We start from the raw sequence: 18693 nt of genomic DNA on the forward strand, positions 1-18693 counted from the left end.
TTGCGGTTACAGAGAGAAGAGAAATGCGGCACTTTCAACATCTCGAGGATGACGTGCGGGAGCAACTGTTCCTGCATGCGCCTCGGTCGTTCGCGGATTCCGACGAGAGGGATCTGCTCGCGATTGCTCTGGGTGCAACTCTCTACGTTCCTGCCACTCGAGCCGGGTTGGCCGACATCGTGGTCAAGCGTGCGTCCGAGGGCGTCAGCTCGATGGTGCTCGATCTCGAGGACGCCGTCGCTGATCACGAGGTCGAATCGGCGCGAGCGAACGCGGTTGACGCTCTCGACAAGATCGCGTCCACCGACGCCGTCGGCATGCTGCTGTTCGTGCGGGTTCGTGAAGTCGCGGACATCCACAAGGTCGCCGCGTCGTTGACCGAGGGGCGCGCCGCGCTCACCGGGTTCGTCATCCCGAAGTTCGGCAGCGAGTCCGGCCCCGTGTTTCTCGACGCCGTCGCGGACGCATCCGAGTTGCTGGGTAAGCATCTCTACGCGATGCCGGTACTCGAATCACCCGCGCTGGTTCACCGCGATACACGTGATCTCGAATTGCGCACCATCAGTGGGATTCTCGCGCAACACCGCGAGCGCATCCTTGCCGTCCGCATCGGCGCCACCGACATGTGCAGCACCTTCGGTATCCGCCGCGACCGCGATCTGACCATCTACGACGTGCGCGTGGTGGTCGACGTCATCGCCGACATCGTCAACTACCTCGGGCGTGCCGACGGTTCGGGTTTTGTCATCACCGGGCCGGTGTGGGAGTACTTCGCCGATCACGAACGCATGTTCCGGCCGATGCTGCGCGCCACCCCGTTCGAGGAACATGACGCCGTCCGGTTCCGTCAGCATCTCGTCAGCCGCGACCTCGACGGCCTGCTCCGTGAGATCGCGCTGGACCGAGCCAATGGAATCCAGGGCAAGACGGTCATCCACCCGTCGCACGTCGCGGCGGTCAATGCTCTCTCCGCGGTCACGCACGAGGAGTACCACGATGCCCTCGACATTCTCGGTGCCGATGCCGGGGGAGTGCAGGCCTCCGGCTACCGGAACAAGATGAACGAGATGAAGCCGCACCGCAATTGGGCCCATCAGACTGCGCTCCGCGCTCACGTGTTCGGTGTGACCAACAAGGGGATCACGTTTGTCGAGTTGCTGACGGCGTTGGTCGATCGATGACAGAGGTTGTCCAGTCCCGGGACGTTCCCTGGGCTACAGCAGAATTCGGCTTGGACCTCGTTCACGGTGATTCGTCACTCGGGCATTCGGTGCCCGATCTGGTGATCCCGGGACTTCGGCGGAATCCGCGTCGCGCTCATCTGCTGGTGTCCACCGTGCTGGGAAAGCACGTGCCCACCGAGCCGTCCGTGGTCATCGGCGCTGCCGACGACCTCGGCGATCTGGTGCGGACAACCCTCGGTGAGGGTGTCGACGTCGTCGTGCTCGGGTTTGCCGAAACCGCAACAGGTTTGGGCCACTGCGTCGCAGCTCGCCTGCACGCTCACTGCTACCTGCACTCCACGCGCCGAGACGTACCAGGTGCCGCGACGCTCGCCGGATTCGAGGAGGGGCACTCGCACGCCACGAGCCATCTGATGCAGCCGACGTCCGCCGAACTGTTCGAGAACGACCTGCCACTGGTCCTCGTCGACGACGAGATCTCCACCGGCGCCACCGCGATCGATGCCATCCGGGCACTGCACGGGCAATGCCCGCGCAGCCGCTATGTCGTGGCCTCGCTGGTGGACATGAGAACCGAGGAACACCGAGCCGCCAGCGAAGCCGCGGCCACGGAACTGGGTGTACGAATCGACTACGTCTCTCTCGCTTCGGGTTCGACGGTCCTGCCCGACGGCCTGACCGAGCGCGTCACGGCGCTGGATGCTCCGGATCTCAACCCGATCGGTGATCGCCGCGGCACGCTGTCTCGGATGGATCTGCCGTGGCCCGCGCAAGTCCCCGACGGAGGCCGGCACGGTTTTCTCGATGGCGACACCGCGGCATTCGAGTCAGCCGTCGAGGCAGCGGTGTCCATTCTCGGATCGTCGATCGACGCGTCGCGTGCTGTGATCGTGATCGGTCACGAGGAGTTGATGTACCTGCCACTGCGCATCGCCGCGGGCTTGGAAAGCTCTGGGCGAGCGGTTCGGTACCAGACCACGACGCGTTCACCCGCCTACGTCGTCGACGTGCCGGGATACCCGCTGCGTCGCGGGTTCACCTTTCCGGCACCGGAACTGGGCGAGAACGAACCCCGATACGTCTACAACGCGCAGTGGCCTGACGCGGCGGTCGACGCCCTTGCCTTGCTCGTCGTGGACGAGCCCGCCGATACCGATCGGTTGACGGCGATGGACGGGGTGATCGAGGTGTTGCGGAACTCCGGCACCGACGTCCTGGTTGCCACCGTTCGCGGGGCCGATCCGTCGGCGCTGCGAGAATCCAGAGCAGGAGGCTCGTCATGAACGAACCATTGGTCGGGCCCGAATTCGGTTCGTACGCGCCGGGCGAAGTGAAGTGGCTGCTCAAGGATCTCTCGCACGTGGATCTCGAAGCGGATGTATCCGTGCGCGAGAAGCGTATTCAGTCGGGTGAGGCGCACTATGCCGAGTCTCTCCCCATCGAGTACCAACCCGATCAGGCATACCGGGATCTTTTCGAGACGGTGCTCGCCGAGAGCGCTCCACGGTTGGCGCGCGCTGTCGGGACCGTGATGGACCTGGTCTTGGCCGAGCGGGGGAGTGACATCACGCTGGTCTCACTCGCCCGGGCCGGAACACCGATCGGGATTCTGATGCGGCGCTGGGCCCAGCAGACCCGCGGGTTGACGTTGCCGCACTACGCGGTGTCCATCGTCCGTGGCAAAGGAATCGATTCCGTCGCACTCGATTATCTTGCGCACCATCACGACTCGGAGAACGTCGTCTTCGTCGACGGCTGGACGGGCAAGGGCGCCATCGCCCGCGAACTCGACACAGCGTTGACGGAGTACCACGAGGCAGGCGGAGCGAAGTTCGACTCCGATCTGGCTGTTCTCGCCGACCCCGGACACTGCGTGCGAACGTACGGAACCCGCGACGACTTCCTGATCGCGTCGGCGTGCCTCAATTCGACGGTGTCCGGCTTGGTCTCACGAACAGTCCTCAACGACACCCTCATCGGGCCCGGCGATTTCCACGGCGCCAAGTTCTACGCCGACCTTGCCGACGTCGACGTCTCCAACAGGTTGCTCGACGTGGTCTCGGCCGAGTTCGATTCGGTTCGCGGCGCCGCAGCGGATTCTCTTGCTGCAGTGCTTGATTCCGACCGGACGCCAACCTGGGCCGGCTGGGAGTCGGTGGAGAAGGTGCAAGCCGAGTACGGGATCTCGACGGTCAACTTCGTCAAACCCGGTGTCGGAGAAACAACCAGGGTGTTGCTGCGACGGCTCCCCTGGAAGGTTCTGGTGCGTGAACTCGACGCCCCGGAGCATGCACACATCCGGTTGTTGGCGCAGGCCCGCGGGGTTCCGGTCGAGGTGGTACCCGACCTCGCCTACTCGTGTGTCGGGCTGATCAAGGACATCACGTGAGCCGTGCGGACACCGCTGCGTCCCAGGTCCTGATCGCTACGGATCTGGACCGCACGATGATCTATTCGCAGGCCGCGATCGGCGGCGATCCCAGTGGCTCCGACCTGGATTCGGCGCCGAGCCCGTTGTGCGTCGAGTACTACAACGGCGGTCCGCTCTCACACATGAGCGTCGAATCGATCGAACTGCTGACCGCGCTGAGCTCGCGGGTTCCGGTGATTCCGACAACCACCAGGACCATCGCACAGTTCCAGCGGATCGATCTTCCCGGCGGACCGTGGAAGTACGCCATTACGAGCAACGGCGGAAACATCCTGGTGGACGGCGAAGCCGATCGCGAGTGGCGAAACGAGATCGACCGTTCGACCAGCAAGTCCGGCGCCGAGTTGCCGCAGGTTCAGGCGGAACTGGAATCGCGGATCGACTCGAGCTGGGTCAGCTCCATTCGTGTTGCCGACGACCTGTTTCCGTACCTGGTCGTCGATCTGGCCGTGATGCCGAGTGAATTCGAAACCGAATGGAATCACTGGTGCGTGACGCGGGGCTGGAACGTTTCGCGTCAAGGCCGGAAGATCTACACGATGCCCGACGCCGTGTCGAAGTCACGTGCACTGGCAGAGGTGCGCCGCAGACTGGTCGAGTCGGGTGATCTGGATCAATCCGCAGTCGTGATCTCGGCAGGTGACGGCGCATTGGATGCGGACATGCTCGAATACTCCGATTTCGCGATCCGGCCGAGGCACGGTGAGCTGGAAGAACTGAATTGGCAACGGCCGACCGTTACTGTGACAGAAAGGTCCGGTATCGCAGCGAGCGCGGAGATATTGCGGTGGTTCTCTTCCGCGCTCGGGTAATACACGCTCTCTATGAAGGGGATTTAGTTGTCTGTATCGCTTGCCAAAGGGCAGAACGGCCCGCTGGACGTCTCGGATGTAGTTGTGTCGGTTCAGCTGGCTGCAGCCGCTGACCTGTCTGCGCTCCTCGTGACGAGCAACGGAAAAGTTCGTTCCGACGCCGACTTCGTCTTCTTCAACCAGCCGACCGGACCCGGCGTGCAATTGGTGCCCAACCCGGGTGGCATTGCCTCACTCCGAGTCTCGCTCGCCGGCGTCCCTGCCGATATCGAGCAGGTTCGCGCCGTGATCACGCTCGACGACGCTTCGTCGAACTTCGGGCGCAGCGCTGCACCCACCGCTCGGGTCTCCGACGCGGCCGGGAACGTGTTGTACGAGTACGTGATCGACGGTCTCACCACCGAGTCCATCGTCATCGCGCTCGAGGTGTACCGACGCCAGGGTGCGTGGAAGGTGCGCGCCGTCGGCCAGGGGTACGCGGGTGGATTTGCCGCGCTGGTCACCGATCACGGTGTGTCCGTCGACGATGCACCCGCGCCGCCGCCGCCCACTCCGGTCGCGGCTCCGGCTCCGATCACGCCGCCCTCGTCCGTCGCTCCTACTCCGCCGGCGTACAACCAGCCGCCGCAGCAGCAGCCTTCGTACAACGCGCCGCCGGTTCCGCCGGCCCCGCCCGCATACAACCAGCCGCCCGCCTACAACCAGGGACCGACGCCGCCGGCCTACCCGCCGGCGCAGCAGCCTGCGTACAACCAGCAGCCGACGTACAACCAGGCACCCCCGGCGCCTCCCGTGCAGAACCAGCCGCCGGCGCAGCAGCCCGAGGTGAGCCTGGTCAAGGGACGCCCCGTCAGCCTGACCAAGGGCCAGAAGGTCACGCTCCGCAAGGAGGGCGGCGTCGCGCTCACCATGATCCAGATGGGTCTGGGTTGGGATCCGATCAAGAAGAGCGGTCTGTTCGGAAGCCGTACCGCCGACGTCGACCTCGACGCTTCGGCACTCCTGTACGCCGACGGCAACCTCGTCGACGTCTGCTACTACGGTCAGCTGACGTCCAAGGACGGCTCGGTCCGTCACATGGGTGACAACCTCACCGGCGACGGAGACGGCGACGACGAGGTCATGCTCGTCGATCTGCAGCGGGTCCCGGCTCACGTGACCACCGTGATCTTCACCGTGACCTCGTACCGCGGACACACGTTCGAGCAGGTCTCCAACGCTTTCTGCCGTCTCGTGGACAGCACCACCAACTCCGAGCTCGCTCGATACACGCTCCAGGGCGGCATGGCTTTCACCGGAATGGTGATGGCAAAGGTGTACCGCGCGAACGGCGAATGGAAGCTGCAGGCCATCGGTGAAGGTATCCAGGCCAAGCACGCAGGAGAAGCTGCGCCGCAGCTGGGACGTTTCCTCACTGCTTGAGTCGAGACTGCATAGTCGAGATGAATCCGGTTCGGCGGTAGGTGGTTTCGATCGCCGTCCGCCGAACCGGACATCGTTGTCCCCTCCGTGCGTTAACCTCATGCGGCATGTCGAGCCGTCAGTCGAGCGGCCGTGCGCGAGAGGACTTGGCACAGTAGATGATCACTCGAGGGAAACTTCTCGGTCGGGCGGCGGCCGTCGCAGGCGTTGTGCTGGCGCTCGTGAGCACCGGAATCGCGCAGGCTTCGGTACCCCAGTCGGCACCGCCGGCAGGTTTTTCCGAGACCGGGATCAAGTACGTCGCCCTCGGTGACTCCCGCGCCTCCGGTCCAAGGCTGGAACCGATGTACCCCGACGCCTGCTCGCGTTCGTACGAGAACTTCGCGGGCAAAATCTCGCGGGCGCTCGACGTGGCCGAGTTCGCTGATGTCTCTTGCAGCGCGGCACGCGCCGAGAACATCATCGACACCCCACAGTTGATTCCGAACTACTGGCCCGTCCAGCTCGATGCCGTTCACCCGGACACCGACCTGATTACCATCTCGATCGGCGGCAACGACTCCAACAGCATCTTCCTCGGCCCCCTGTGCGTCGCTCCGGGACCAGGAACCGATCGTGGATGCCGGTACGACCCGCTCGCGAATTCCGTCGCCCAGTCCGGAATCGACCGGGCTGCCGGAGAATTGGATCGCATCCTGACCGCGGTCACGCAGCGCGCGCCTAACGCTCGCATCTACCTGATCGGAGAGGGCGGCATGATCTCCACTCGCGGATGCTGGCCGAACATCCCGTTCTCAGACGCCGACGCATCCTGGTTCATGGACTACTTCGCTCGCTACAACACGAAGTTCGACGAGGTCGCCCACGCCCACGGTGTCCGTACCGTCGACATTGCGGCGGCGAGCATCGCCGGCGGGCACGATGCGTGCGCGAGTGCAGATCAGCGTTGGTTCGAAGGCCTGTTCTCGGAGTCGACGGCGCAGCGCTTGCACTTCACGGACGCCGGGATGACCGCGGTGGCCGATCTAGTGGTGGCGGACCTGCAAGGCTGACCGAGAGAGCCCGGTCATGGCATAGTTCGCTGCTGTGGGTATGACTTTTGTTCCCGGACAGAACGCGCCGCTGCAGGCGCCCGTGGTGACGTTTCGAGCCGAGAGCCAGACGCCGTTCGACGTGTCGGCGCTGGTAGCGGACGCGAACCTGCGGGCATTGACGTCCGCGGACTTCGTGTTCTACAACCAACCATCCACCGCTGGAGTGCAACTCGACCAGAGCGGCATCCGGGTGGAACTCGATCGACTTCACCCCGATGCCGCAGCAGTGTTGTGCATCGTCAGCGTGGATCCGGCAGCGACGGCCGCGGGAGCCTTTCGCACGGCCGGGCTCTCCGCCACCCTGAGCGATCAATCCGGTTCGGTCCTGGCCGAATTCGCGATCCCCACCGCAGGCACCGAGACAGCGGTCATCTGCTGGGAGCTGTACCGAAAGTCCGGTGCCTGGAAGATTCGGGCCGTAGGGCAGGGCTATGCGGGTGGTCTGGCGGAACTGATCTCGGTGCACGGCGTCGAGGTCGACGACGAGCCGGCACAACCAGCCCCGACAGCCGCGCCCGCGTGGGACTCCGCGGTGGAGCCGTTGGAGGTGGGCCGCGGCCTCGAGCGTGCGTGGATGATCTTCGAGGACGCCTCCCGATCTGCCGCTTCCTTCGTCTCCAGCAGTGAGTACGCGCTTGCCCGTTTGGACGAGGATCTGACCGCAGCCGTCGCAGATCCGTCGTTGCGGAACTCGGCAGCGGGAGTGGCGGCGCGCGATGCCGCACAGAAGCGTCACGACGACCTCGTCTCACTCGCGCGGGACAATCACGCCCGCGACAGCGCTCAGCTTGCGCACGAACTCGGTGTGATCGACGGCGTGCTCCCACGGTCGATGGCGTCGTGGAAGTCGGTGTCGTGGGCGGGAACAACTGATCCGGCCCAGATCACGGCCGTCAGCGACGGTATGCGTCTTGGCGAGCTGTCGGCTCCGGACCGCGGCACGCTCACCGTTCCCTACTGCGTCCCGCTCCCACTGCGTCGGCCCATCTGGGTGGACAGCACGTCGAGCAAAGCAGCGCTCGGACTGATCAGCGCCGTCACCGTGCGCGTCATGGCCGCCGGCCCGATGCCGCTACTCGACGTCGTCGACCTGACCGGCTCGCTGACGCCACTGACCGACAGACTGGCACCGATGCTCGCGGGCCCGGTCATCACCGCTCACACCGAGATCTCGGCGCGCTTGCGGGCACTGGCCGAGGCCGTCGACATGGGCGAGCTCGCGCGAATGAGCGGTGTCGCAGATGGCCCGAGTTCCCTGCGCCTGTTGATCCTCAGCGATTTCCCGCACGGATACTCCGCCGAAGACGCACAGACCATCATGTTCCTCGCCGAACGCGGGCCGGCAATCGGTTTGTCCATACTGATTGTCGGAGAGGACGAGTCGAACTTCGCGGAAGAATCCGTCGCCGCACTGTCCGAGGGGTGCCAACATCTTTCGGCAGCAGGGCAGACGGAGGTTCACGATCCGTGGACCCGCACGCAATGGCACTTCACCCCGGACGTGCTCGACCCGATCTCCGAGTCGCGAATTCTGGCAGTGTTCGACCGCACCTAGTGGCCGATGGCGGATTGCCGAGCGCACAGGCAGAGTGGTGGTACGACCACGCGCGGTGTGTGGCGGCAATACTCGAGGAGACTCATGGCATTCTGGGATCAGTTGAAGGCTAAGGCTCAGGAGATGAACGGCCAGCTCAAGACAAAGACCAGCCAGTTCCAGAACAAGGAATTCAAGAACGCGAGCATGGCAATGTGCGCGTTGATCGCCGCCGCAGACGGTTCGATCGATCCGTCGGAGCGTCAGAAGACCGCCGCGCTGATCATGAGCAACGAGTCGCTCGCGGTCTTCCCGCCGGACGAGCTTCGTGAGCAGTTCGACTGGTACTGCAGCAAGCTGTCCTCGGACTACGAGTTCGGCAAGGTCGAGGCAACCGCAACCATTGCCAAGCTCAAGTCGAAGCAGGATCAGGCCCGCGCGGTCATCCAGATCGGCATCATCATCGGCGGCGCGGACGGCAACTTCGACGAGCACGAGCGCGGCGTCGTACGCGACATGTGTTTTGCAGTCGGAATCTCTCCGGCCGAGTTCGATCTCTGATCGATTCAGGGCATGAAAGCGGTTGCGGCGCGAAAGCGCTGCACCCGCTTTTCTTTTCAGTACTCGGGATAACCGTCCTCGGGTCCCAGCATGCGCTCGATCCTCGTCCGCGTGATCTTGGCGAGCTCGTCGACGCAGACCTTGCGCTCGACGGACCGCTCGTTGGACATGCGCTGGCCGATGTTCTCGAGCAGGTCGTCGGCGTCGTGGCCGTGCGAACACCACAGATACCGGAAGCCGAAGTTCCGCTCGTACTCCTCGCCGGCGCGATAGATGGTTGCCATGACGGCGTCGTCCGGAACCCAGATCGAGCATTGCTCGAGGTGGGACGGCACGCTGTTCCTACGGACGCCGACCGGTGGATGGCATTGCAATGCTCGCTCGACGTCCTCGTCCGAGAGGTTGAGAATCGCGTCCTCGGCGCGCGAGAGGATCTCCGCGTGATCGGCGAACGGACGTCCGTCGCTGACCCACCCGGCCCACGTCAGAGAGCAGCAGCACTCGAACAATGCGTGAACCGCCTTCTGTCGCGGTAGTTCGTTGAAGCGCTCCAACCCGATCGATTGATGTAGCAGCATGTGACCTCCCGGCCCGTTGTGCCTTCAGGCGCGCTCGACATGCCGCGCGGTAACCAGATGCGCGGCCATTTCGATAATCCGCCGCTTCACCTGGGAAAGGAAGGTTTGCTCACCGAGTTTTCAGGTTCTTAACGCGGCGTAACGAGCTGACCCACACAACGCAGGAGCCCCACCGGCGACAACCGGCGAGGCTCCAGACCGGGAGCCCTTGGAAGGAAAAGACCCGATCGTGACTGACCTTCTTCTCTGGTCGGCCCGTATCCAGCTAGGCGCTTTGCTCGCTCGGGCTCGCGATCGCCACCGGCGCCTTCGTACCTTCTTTCGCCGTGCAACGAGACCGCACACTGCAAGCACGGATCATCGAAAACCTCGTCGGGATCTTCCCTGCGAACGTCGACAGCGCAACCATCGCCATCACCAGCAAGCTTAAAACGAACACCAGGGTCGTTAATAGGGCGCTCGCTGCGAAAAAGTGCGCAGAGACCAGTTCCGCGGTCGACGTTGAGTAGTTGTACGGATTCGCGGGTGTCGCTGCGCGTGCAGGCTCAGGATGTGACCATCTGGCGGAAGATCGGCGTGTTGTTCCTTGCATTGGTCTGGACGCTCGTGGCGGCGGCCTTGGTGTTGTTCGGTCTGTGGGATTCAATCGACACGAGCTGTGACGGACCTGCGGAACGCGACATGGCCGGTGGCGGATGGCTGGTGATCGCGACGTTGTCCGTATGGTCTGGGGCATTCGTCGTGTGCGCGCTTCGTCTCCGCACCGTGACTGCGGCCGTGCTCGCGACACTGTCGGTCGTATCGTCGACACTGGTCGTGGTCAACATGCTCGCCACTGCCTCGGGCCTTTGTTGGTGAATGTCTATTCGCCTTCCTGGTCGTTCACGCGTTCGGATTTTTCGATGATCGCGTGCATCGAAAAAATGCTTATACCCAACGTGATCACCCCCTCGAACTTCCCGAAAAGAACCGCGTTAAGAAGTTCAGAAGTGTTGCAGGAAAACAATTTTGGGCCCGGGTTGCATAGGTGATCAAGTGCCCCACAGATTCGTTACCCCAGTTCCGCCCGTTCTGGACAGGCTTTCGGGTTCCGCTCATTAGCCACCGTGGTCTTGGACATACTGAGGTCATGACGAGCCGAGGAGTGGTACGTAGTTGGGACGAGGGGGGTATGCAGGGCGTGATCGACTCCGCAGACACTCCGGGCGGTAGCTGGACCTCATGGACATCTGTAGTGGTCCACGGGTTCCCGGGTTTGGTCGAAGGTCAGGAAGTCGAGTTCGAGTGGAATCAACTCGACGAGGCGGCAGACGGTTACGACTTCACACCGTGCAGGCGTGGCCAGTCGGCGAGGACCACACGCCGCCGGGACCGCCCGGTTTCAGGGCTTGGGATATCGATCCCGACGGCACCGTTCACGAGGTCACCGATCTAGACATCACCGACCTCGACGATACGATCGCGCCCCCGATCGGCACCCCAGCGATCGGTGTCGTCACCACGTGGAATGGTGAGGAAGGCTGGGGAGTCATCGACTCCGCGGACACTCCGGGCGGTTGTTGGACCTTCTACAGCGCCCTACACCCCGACGAAGTCATCAACGCTCGGCCGGGCGACAGTTTCAGCATCGGCGGAGGGATCAGCGCTCTCGTCGTCGGAGAGCAGGTCGACTTCGAATGGGAGCCGGTCGTCGACCAGGATGGATACAAATTTCGTGCGATCAAGGTCAGGCCGCGGCGGGATATCCCCCCGTGGCGCGTCGAACGAATCGGTAGGTGGCTCGACATCGACGGCACGTCGACGACCACCTGCCCTGCCTCGAACGCCGCGAAGCGCTCGCCAACCGCAGCCTCGAGCACCCTCGCATCAAAGTCCCACCTCACTGGCTCAACGTCGACGGACCGATCATGCTCGAGATAGCCCTTGGGCATGCCTCTTCGTGCGCATTCGAGCCCGAAGACAACCATCAATCGTGCACCGTGCCACATCATTGCCCTCACCACGCATTTCCAGCCACACCTTGTGCGCGCCGTAGACCGAATAGTTCTCGGTATGCACGGCTGACCTCGGCTGTAAGTTTCTTCGTCGTGCACGGTCCGCTGGCCCCTCGACTGCAGGAGCGGCACCCGAAGATGGTCGAACCAGTACGCCGGCGCCGCCGGTTCGCGCAGAATGGAAGTCGGCGCAGACACCGACGAACCACGGGAGCGATGCGATGATCCGACGACGGCTCGGCCAAGCATTGATGGTGATCGCGCTCGCCTCCGCGGCCGTTTCGACCGCGCCCGTCCACTCGCAGGAACCGTCGTCAATCACGACGCCGGGCGCAGTGACCGCGGCAACTTCCCTGCCGCACTCCTTCTGGATTCCCGGCGCCGCCAACGCATCAAAGCTCACGTACTGGTCCACGGGACCGCTGAACCAGCCCGCGTTGAGTACGGGCGCGCTCTTCCTGCCCCCCGGCGATCCACCCGACGGCGGCTGGCCGGTCATCTCGTGGGCCCACGGCACTGTAGGTATTTCCGACCAGTGCGCTCCCACCGTGACCGGGACCGTCGGCAGTCCGTACCTCACGAACTGGCTCTCGCAGGGCTACGCGATCGTCGCGACCGACTACGTGGGGCTCGGCACGCCGGGAATCCACGCGTACCTGGACGGACCGTYGGCGGCGCACAGCGTGATCGACATGGTGCGTGCCGCGCGTGCGGTCGAACCGTCGCTCTCACCGCGGTGGTTGGCACTCGGACAGTCTCAGGGCGGGCAGGCCGCTATGGTCACGGCAGCGATCGCCACACGGTACGCACCCGAATTGGACTATCGGGGCGCGGTCGCGACCGGGGCGCCGTCCAATCTGGAGAACCTTGCACCACTCGTGGGGCCGGACTTTCCCCGCTTGCCACTGACCGGCAGCACCGTGTTCGTCTCGTACCTCTTGGCAGGACTCCGGGCGGCGCGACCCGATCTCGACATCGATCGCTACCTGACACCACGCGGCACGGATGCCCTGGCCCGAGCCGAAACCGACTGCTACCAGGACATGGCATCGGGCCTCGGCGACGTCACGATCGGCGATCTGGTGAACCGGCCCCTCGACGATCTCGCGGTGCTGGCTGCTGCTCGCGGCATGCTGGAGATCCCGACGACAGGGTACGACCGGCCAGTGTTCCTCGGGCAGGGGCTGACGGACGAGATGGTGCCGGCGCCGCTGGCTTTGAAACTCGCGGCCGAACTCGCCGCCAACCGCCAGCCAGTTACATTCCGCACATATCCGACCGGTCATATCGAGACGATGCGGGCAGCGCTCCCCGAAAGTCTCTCCTTCGTCCGGAATCTCTTCCAGCCGTAGGTGAATTCATGCGTTTGTCGCATGGCTGGCAGGGGTCCGCTTGCGGCTCGCGATCTCGTCGGAGAGCTGCTGCACGTGGGCGGGGTCCGCGTCCCTGGCAAGGGCGACGTAGTGGTCCATGACGGCCGGCCGGTAGCGCACGGGCAACGTCTGTCCCGGGGCGAGTCGTGTCAGCTCGGTGATCGTGAGGTCTTCGTCTGCGATACCGCGGAACGAGATGCCGTCGGAGGTCTCCACGTCGAACATCAGGACCGCGCGTGGATTGCTGTTGACCTCCCGCCAGTCGACGAGAACGCCGAGCGCAAGCGCCCCCGTACGTAGTTCCGCATTGCGCTTGCGTGCATCACTGCTCATGAGCGGGTTCGGGGCGACGCCCGGAAAGTCGGGCCCGACGCCGAGCGATTCCCGACTCAGGTCAGGCCGGAGCTTCGACATCACATCGTCGAGCGTCATCTTCGAATCGTGGCGCTTCTTCTTCCAACCGAACATCCTGCCCCTCCCTCACATCGGTGCCGGAATCTCGGCCTGGCGCTTCGCTCTGACCGCGATTGTATGTCGCGGTCATTCCCGATCTCCGTCACGTCGTCCCGTCGCGACGGGGTCGCCGTCTGCGGTCGTGGACGGGCTCGGTCAGAGCACCTGTCTGTCGGACGAGTCATAGACCAGGAACCCTTGTCAGTTGGATCATCTACTGCATCCGCCTGCACGGCGGTCCGGCCACCTGCGGTGTCCACGCGAAGAGAAATTCGCTGCGCTCCGCGATGACCTTTCCGCAGCGCTGGCAGGCCATGATCGAGCACTACGAAACCACGCCCGAACAGACCTACACGTGGACAATTTGGATAAAAATTAAGCGCCACAACAAAACCCGACGCCAGTTGAGTTTCGGCCGACTCCCAAGCCGGGGGCTCCGGAGCGAAAACTAGCCGACCTCGACACCACCAAGTTTCACATCCACTGGCGCCCCGATGCCGATCACCAAGACGGTTTCCGGCGGATTGAGCCGCTACTGTGCAAAGAGTCGGAAACGGTCGTCGCGAATGGCCGCTGCCACTTGTTGGGCACTCTGTTCTTCCTCGTCGCCCGACGTGTCCAGTACATGATCGTCGAGCTCGCCGAGGTCGGAGAACTGATCCCACATCGAGAGGATTGGACCCTCGTCGATCAAGGCGCTTGGCGCGGTTCGGGCTTGGGCTCGCTTCAGCGTGATGTCGCGCTGCGGCCGGAGCACGATGTAGTGGACCACCAAGTTCGGGTGCTGTGTCGCGTGAGTTCGGAAGTGAGGGAGCATCCACGGCCCGATGATTCCGTCGATCACCGTGGTGAAGTCGCCGCGAGCATAGGTATAGGCGGCGCCGACGATCACATCCATGACAGTCTGGTTCTGCGCATCGGACGTGGGCTCGTACGGAGGTATCGCGCCCGAAACGATGCAGTGCCAGAAGTCGTCTGTGTGCAGATGAACGCCTTTGCTGTAGCCGCGGGCAAGTTTCGCGGCGAGGGTCGACTTCCCTGCCCCTGGTGGGCCGGTCAGAATGATCACTTGTGCGCTCACGCACCACAACCTATCCCTATCTCGACGGCTGAAGCACCCGATTTTCCCGGCCTAGGTCCAGTGTTCTCGCCGAACGACGCGGCGATGTCGTGCGAAGCGTCGCCGCCGTCGTGCTCGCGGTTTGGCCGCGAACATTTCGGTCCCGAAATCGCACTCCGAGTTGGCCCGCGCTGGCAATTCGCCGCCATGCACCCGGATCGTGCGTTCTCGTGCGGGTAGTGCAAGCAGGGCGGGGCGGAGGTTTCGTGGTTGTCGATGGCGGCGTCGAAGTCCCCTATGGCATCTCTGATGGAAATACGTCCAACCCTGGGTCAGCACCGCCGGAAAGTCGAGTATGGTCCGGTCATGGGCCGACTCACAGAACTACTCAAGTCCGTAAAAAAACTCGGATCGCGCAAAGACACCGCCGCCAAGCAGGAAAAACGCGCACTGGATCGGTGGGAAAACGAAGGCGGTCCTGTCGCAGAGGATCCACGACAACGCTGACCCCGGACGAGTGCCAGCGCGCCTGGACCGATCAACCCAGCCAGAATGGGCCGCAACGACCTGATCGGCTCCTCAAAGCCGCACCCCACACTGACTCCGGTGGGTGGATCGGCGCCGGCAGCGCAGACCTCGACGCACACGGAAATGCGACAGACGTTTTCGACGGCTGAGTCCGGTCGCGCTACGTCGTGGGCAGTGACGAATCCCCGTGGTGACCAGTGGCTATGACTACCACCTGAACAACTGCGTCTTCAGGCATCTCGGGGTAGTAGTTGACCCGGAGTTGTCTTGCGAAATTCGTCATGTCGGTGCCGGGTGGCTGGCGGGCTGCTAGCGGCGACAGATGAGCGAGATCGTACGTTTCTACAGCAGTGACCTGTCCTGTAAGGGGGCGGGCGGTCGGGTGATTGTCGAAGATGAAAATTGCCGGCCCTTCGTGAATGTCTTCGCGCCAGCGGACGGTGGAAACTTTCGCGCCAGAAATCACTGCCGTGTAATGCTTCTGATGAAAGTGCACGGTTTGAGCAGGCGCGCCGGTCGTCATGTTCGCATTGTCCACTGAGTGTCTCCTCCGGACCATAGATCGAACGAAGAATCGCGTTCAACGACTCCCCGCCCCGGTAAGCCCGTCCTGCTCCCAATGGCTTGTCACTGATATTCGCCGACTTCTGAGGCTGCAGATGTTCACCGGATGCGTTCTCGCAGAATGCTCGAACCTCGTGGCCGAGGTCGGTTGTGCCAGAAGCAATAAACAAAGCCGGCTGTGCGAGCAACGGCGCACCGGTACCCGCGTGAGCGGTCGGTGGGAGTGCGGCGTCAACCGACGTGGACGTGTGGCCGGCGGGACTGGTCGGGTTCGGCGCGGCGGAGAACCTCACGGGTCACGGGAGCGGTTTCGCCCTCACCGATGAACAGGAAGCGGAGCAGGTACATGATCGGGTTTCCCTCGGTCCACTCGAAGTAGACGTCGGGAATCACGCCGGTGATGTCTCTCGTCCGCAGGAGAACCGCCGCAATGGTGTTGGGGACGGCAGGGCTGTCGACCCAGAGGATCCGGTGCTCACCGCGCTGGCGCCCGTGGACTAGGAGGTCGGTGCTGAATTCGGAGGAGTCCGTGACGTTGACTTCGATGAAGATGATCGACTCCGCCTCCGGGATGTTGCTTTCGGCGCGCTGCTGCGATTCCTTCTGCCGATACTCGTCCTCGTCGAGACGATCGACGTCGTGCGCCACCATCGCGAGGTAGCCCTTCTCGGCCGCCTCGGTGATGAATCGCAGTGCAGTCTCGTCGAATTCGACGGAGGTTGCCCGTAGTTCGAAGGCTCGCGAGATCCGGGAAAGGAAGGACACCACCATGATCGCGGCGATGAAGAACGACGCGACTTTCACACCGTCTGGACGTTCGAAGATGTTCGCGATCGTCGTGTAGACGAACAAAACTGCAACAAAACTGAACCCCACGAACAGTTTTCGCTGACCGTGCTTGCGAGCGGACAGGGCAACGGCGACGGTCGCCGACGAGATGAGCACGAGGACACCGGTTGCGTACGCGGAACTCTGAGCGTCGACACCGGCGTCGAAGTAGATCGTGACGGTGATGGCGATGACGCTGAACACGAGGACCAGCGGACGCACGGCGCGGGCCCACGACGGCGCCATGCCGTAGCGGGGGAGATACCTCGGAACAAGATTGAGCAACCCTGCCATTGCCGATGCACCGGCAAACCAGAGGATCAGGATCGTGCTGAGATCGTAGACAGTTCCGAAGATCTCACCCAGATAGTCGTGCGAGAGGAAGGCAAGCGCGCGACCGTTGGCAGCGCCTCCGGGCTGGAACTCGTTTTCTGGGATCAGGATGGTGGTGACCAGGCTCGACGTCAGCAGGAATCCGCTCATGATCAGCGCCGCCGTGGTGAGCAGGCGCCGTGCACCTTTGATGCGGCCACGTGGATTCTGTTCCGTGTCGTGCGGATCGCCCTTGATCTGCGGCATGACCGCGACGCCGGTTTCGAAGCCGGACAGACCGAGAGCCAACTTCGGGAAGACGATCAGCGCGATCAGGATCATCATCGCCGGGTTTCCGTGCTCGGTGGTCATGGCGCGCGTCCAGTCGGTGACCAACGACGGCTCGGTCGCGATGTGCCACAAACCTACGGAGATGACCACCACGTTCAAGGCGAGGTAGACGGCGACCAATCCGACAGCGATACCGATCGCTTCGGTGAATCCGCGGAGGAATACCGCAGCGAGGAGCGCGAGCAGAACAAGGGTGACGGCGACGGTGTGTCCGGAGAGAAAGGTTGGAGCAAAAGGGTTCTCGACGAGGTGTGCCGTGGCATCGGCAGCCGAGAGCGTCATAGTGATGAGGAAATCGGTGGCCGCGAAGCCGAGAAGCACGAGAACGAAGATCTTGCCGCGCCACTTGGGCAGCAGCTTCTCGAGCATGGCGATCGAGCCCTCGCCGTGCGGACTCTCGCGAGCCACTCGCCGGTAGACCGGTAGAGCGCCGAAGAGTGTCAGCAGGATCAATACGACTGTCGCGATGGGAGCCAACGTGCCGGCCGCCAGTGCCGCGATACCGGGTTGGTAACCGAGAGTGGAGAAGTAATCGACACCCGTCAGGCACATCACCTTCCACCACGGGTGGCGCTTCTCCTTCTTCGGCGCCATCCGGTGTGGCCCCAGATGTCCGGCTGGTTCCTCGGTGATGTCCGCGAGCAGCCAGGCCTCGGTGCGTTGTTTCACAGACGGAGCCGTGTTGTCGGCCGGGACCTCGTTGTCGGCTGCGGTCACCACGGCGTCACGGCTTCAGATAGACATCGTTGAGCGTGACGGTCCGCAGGTTCCGGCTCCGGATTAGGTCCACCAGTTGCGGATACACGTGGGTCACGGGCAGATGGTTGAGGTGTCCGATCACGATGGCCCCCGGATTGAAGTACTGGTTCGCCATCTGCAGGATGTACTCCTCGGTGATCAACGAAGAATCCGACAGCGACCCGTACCAGAGGGTGGGTACGGTGTAGCCGACGCTCGCGGCCACGGAATCGACTGTCGCGTTGTGCCTTCCATACGGCGGCCGAAAGTACGGCGCCGCATCCACGCCGTAGGTGTTGCGCAGGAACGTGCCGTTCTTCGTCAGCTCGTCGGCGATCTGCTGCTTCGACACTGACGTCAGATCCGGGTGCGAGTAGGTGTGATTGCCGAGCTGAATTTGTCCGCTCTCGACAAGAGGTCTGAGAAGTCCGGCGTTTTCGGTCCACGAGTTGTATTGCCCGTTGACGAAGTACGTCAAACGGATGCCGGTGTCTTTTGCGAACTGTGTGTAGAGGCGCACGACTTCGGAGCTGGCTCCGTCGTCAACCGTCAGGGCCAACAGATCCCCGCCGCCGGGCAGGGCGGTCAACGATCCGCCGGCGGGCAGCGGCACCCGGGCAGACGGCGGTGGAGGCGGCAGCAAGGCAGGCGGGAGATTCGGAACAGCGGCGGGGTCTGCTGGCTCGTCGGCTGCGGCGACGGCCGTCCCGTCGGAACGTGACGAACAAGCGGTTCCCATGGTCACTGCGGCGGTTCCGGTCAGAGTTGCTGCTGCGAGGGCACTGAGGAAGCGTCGGCGGTCCACAGGGCGGAGCCTAGAGCAGATTTGCCCAATTCGGACTTCATTCTCAGCGTTCTTTCAGCGAATGACCAGCT

At 63.5% G+C, this 18693-nt stretch carries 18 protein-coding genes; 12 read left to right on the plus strand and 6 right to left on the minus strand.

The window, feature by feature from the left end:
* Positions 1–23: 23 nt before the first annotated feature.
* The 8 genes from AC1DWA_RS18750 (at position 24) to AC1DWA_RS18785 (ending at position 9038) form a co-directional block, all read left to right on the plus strand.
* A complete protein-coding gene (locus AC1DWA_RS18750; protein ID WP_477847498.1) occupies positions 24–1181 on the plus strand; it encodes an HpcH/HpaI aldolase/citrate lyase family protein in 1158 nt (385 codons plus the stop codon).
* Positions 1178–2467 carry a phosphoribosyltransferase family protein gene (locus AC1DWA_RS18755; RefSeq protein WP_019746736.1) on the plus strand — a complete coding sequence of 430 codons (1290 nt, stop codon included), beginning with the start codon at positions 1178–1180 and terminating at the stop codon, positions 2465–2467. Before AC1DWA_RS18750 ends, AC1DWA_RS18755 begins: the two co-directional genes overlap by 4 nt.
* Positions 2464–3573, plus strand: coding sequence for a cysteine protease StiP family protein (locus AC1DWA_RS18760; RefSeq protein WP_019746737.1), 1110 nt, complete (start codon positions 2464–2466; stop codon positions 3571–3573). Before AC1DWA_RS18755 ends, AC1DWA_RS18760 begins: the two co-directional genes overlap by 4 nt.
* Entirely contained in the window at positions 3570–4427 is an 858-nt protein-coding gene (locus tag AC1DWA_RS18765; RefSeq protein WP_019746738.1) for a hypothetical protein, read from the plus strand. Before AC1DWA_RS18760 ends, AC1DWA_RS18765 begins: the two co-directional genes overlap by 4 nt.
* A gap of 27 nt (positions 4428–4454) precedes the next feature.
* Positions 4455–5849 carry a TerD family protein gene (locus AC1DWA_RS18770; protein WP_019746739.1) on the plus strand — a complete coding sequence of 465 codons (1395 nt, stop codon included), beginning with the start codon at positions 4455–4457 and terminating at the stop codon, positions 5847–5849.
* 158 nt (positions 5850–6007) lie between these two features.
* The gene (locus AC1DWA_RS18775; protein WP_019746740.1) at positions 6008–6901 is read left to right on the plus strand and encodes an SGNH/GDSL hydrolase family protein; all 894 of its coding nucleotides are present in this window, start codon (positions 6008–6010) and stop codon (positions 6899–6901) included.
* 40 nt (positions 6902–6941) lie between these two features.
* On the plus strand, positions 6942–8498 hold the full coding sequence (locus tag AC1DWA_RS18780) for a TerD family protein (protein ID WP_021342751.1): 1557 nt from the start codon (positions 6942–6944) through the stop codon (positions 8496–8498).
* Between the two features lie 84 nt (positions 8499–8582).
* Complete coding sequence (locus tag AC1DWA_RS18785) at positions 8583–9038, plus strand: tellurite resistance TerB family protein (RefSeq protein WP_003941110.1); 456 nt, start codon at positions 8583–8585, stop codon at positions 9036–9038.
* A gap of 56 nt (positions 9039–9094) precedes the next feature.
* Here AC1DWA_RS18785 and AC1DWA_RS18790 read toward each other — a convergent pair whose 3' ends face one another.
* Positions 9095–9616 carry a 2-oxo-4-hydroxy-4-carboxy-5-ureidoimidazoline decarboxylase gene (locus AC1DWA_RS18790; RefSeq protein ID WP_019746742.1) on the minus strand — a complete coding sequence of 174 codons (522 nt, stop codon included), beginning with the start codon at positions 9614–9616 and terminating at the stop codon, positions 9095–9097.
* 525 nt (positions 9617–10141) lie between these two features.
* Here AC1DWA_RS18790 and AC1DWA_RS18795 point away from each other — a divergent pair.
* From AC1DWA_RS18795 to AC1DWA_RS18805, 3 genes are all read left to right on the plus strand, one after another.
* Positions 10142–10474, plus strand: coding sequence for a hypothetical protein (locus AC1DWA_RS18795; RefSeq protein WP_020968326.1), 333 nt, complete (start codon positions 10142–10144; stop codon positions 10472–10474).
* 471 nt (positions 10475–10945) lie between these two features.
* Positions 10946–11536 carry a hypothetical protein gene (locus AC1DWA_RS18800; protein WP_069147295.1) on the plus strand — a complete coding sequence of 197 codons (591 nt, stop codon included), beginning with the start codon at positions 10946–10948 and terminating at the stop codon, positions 11534–11536.
* Positions 11537–11831: 295 nt separating this feature from the next.
* The gene (locus tag AC1DWA_RS18805; RefSeq protein WP_477916907.1) at positions 11832–12962 is read left to right on the plus strand and encodes a lipase family protein; all 1131 of its coding nucleotides are present in this window, start codon (positions 11832–11834) and stop codon (positions 12960–12962) included.
* Positions 12963–12968: 6 nt separating this feature from the next.
* Here the strand turns inward: AC1DWA_RS18805 and AC1DWA_RS18810 are convergent, their stop codons facing one another.
* The gene (locus tag AC1DWA_RS18810) at positions 12969–13451 is read right to left on the minus strand and encodes a hypothetical protein (RefSeq protein WP_030534824.1); all 483 of its coding nucleotides are present in this window, start codon (positions 13449–13451) and stop codon (positions 12969–12971) included.
* 517 nt (positions 13452–13968) lie between these two features.
* On the minus strand, positions 13969–14517 hold the full coding sequence (locus tag AC1DWA_RS18815) for an AAA family ATPase (RefSeq protein ID WP_069147294.1): 549 nt from the start codon (positions 14515–14517) through the stop codon (positions 13969–13971).
* A gap of 345 nt (positions 14518–14862) precedes the next feature.
* Between AC1DWA_RS18815 and AC1DWA_RS18820 the strand changes: the two genes are divergently transcribed.
* Positions 14863–15003, plus strand: a complete 141-nt coding sequence (locus AC1DWA_RS18820; RefSeq protein ID WP_181447632.1) for a hypothetical protein — start codon at positions 14863–14865, stop codon at positions 15001–15003.
* Positions 15004–15184: 181 nt separating this feature from the next.
* Here the strand turns inward: AC1DWA_RS18820 and AC1DWA_RS18825 are convergent, their stop codons facing one another.
* The 3 genes from AC1DWA_RS18825 to AC1DWA_RS18835 all read right to left on the minus strand — a co-directional run bounded on the left by AC1DWA_RS18825 (position 15185) and on the right by AC1DWA_RS18835 (position 18622).
* Positions 15185–15562 carry an ASCH domain-containing protein gene (locus AC1DWA_RS18825; protein ID WP_175413867.1) on the minus strand — a complete coding sequence of 126 codons (378 nt, stop codon included), beginning with the start codon at positions 15560–15562 and terminating at the stop codon, positions 15185–15187.
* Positions 15563–15819: 257 nt separating this feature from the next.
* Positions 15820–17799: an amino acid permease gene (locus tag AC1DWA_RS18830; protein WP_477847509.1), complete on the minus strand. Its 1980-nt coding sequence runs from the start codon at positions 17797–17799 to the stop codon at positions 15820–15822.
* Between the two features lie 4 nt (positions 17800–17803).
* On the minus strand, positions 17804–18622 hold the full coding sequence (locus tag AC1DWA_RS18835) for a polysaccharide deacetylase family protein (RefSeq protein ID WP_477847511.1): 819 nt from the start codon (positions 18620–18622) through the stop codon (positions 17804–17806).
* Positions 18623–18693 lie beyond the last annotated feature (71 nt).

It is taken from the genome of Rhodococcus sp. P4_F3_2, assembly GCF_056401335.1.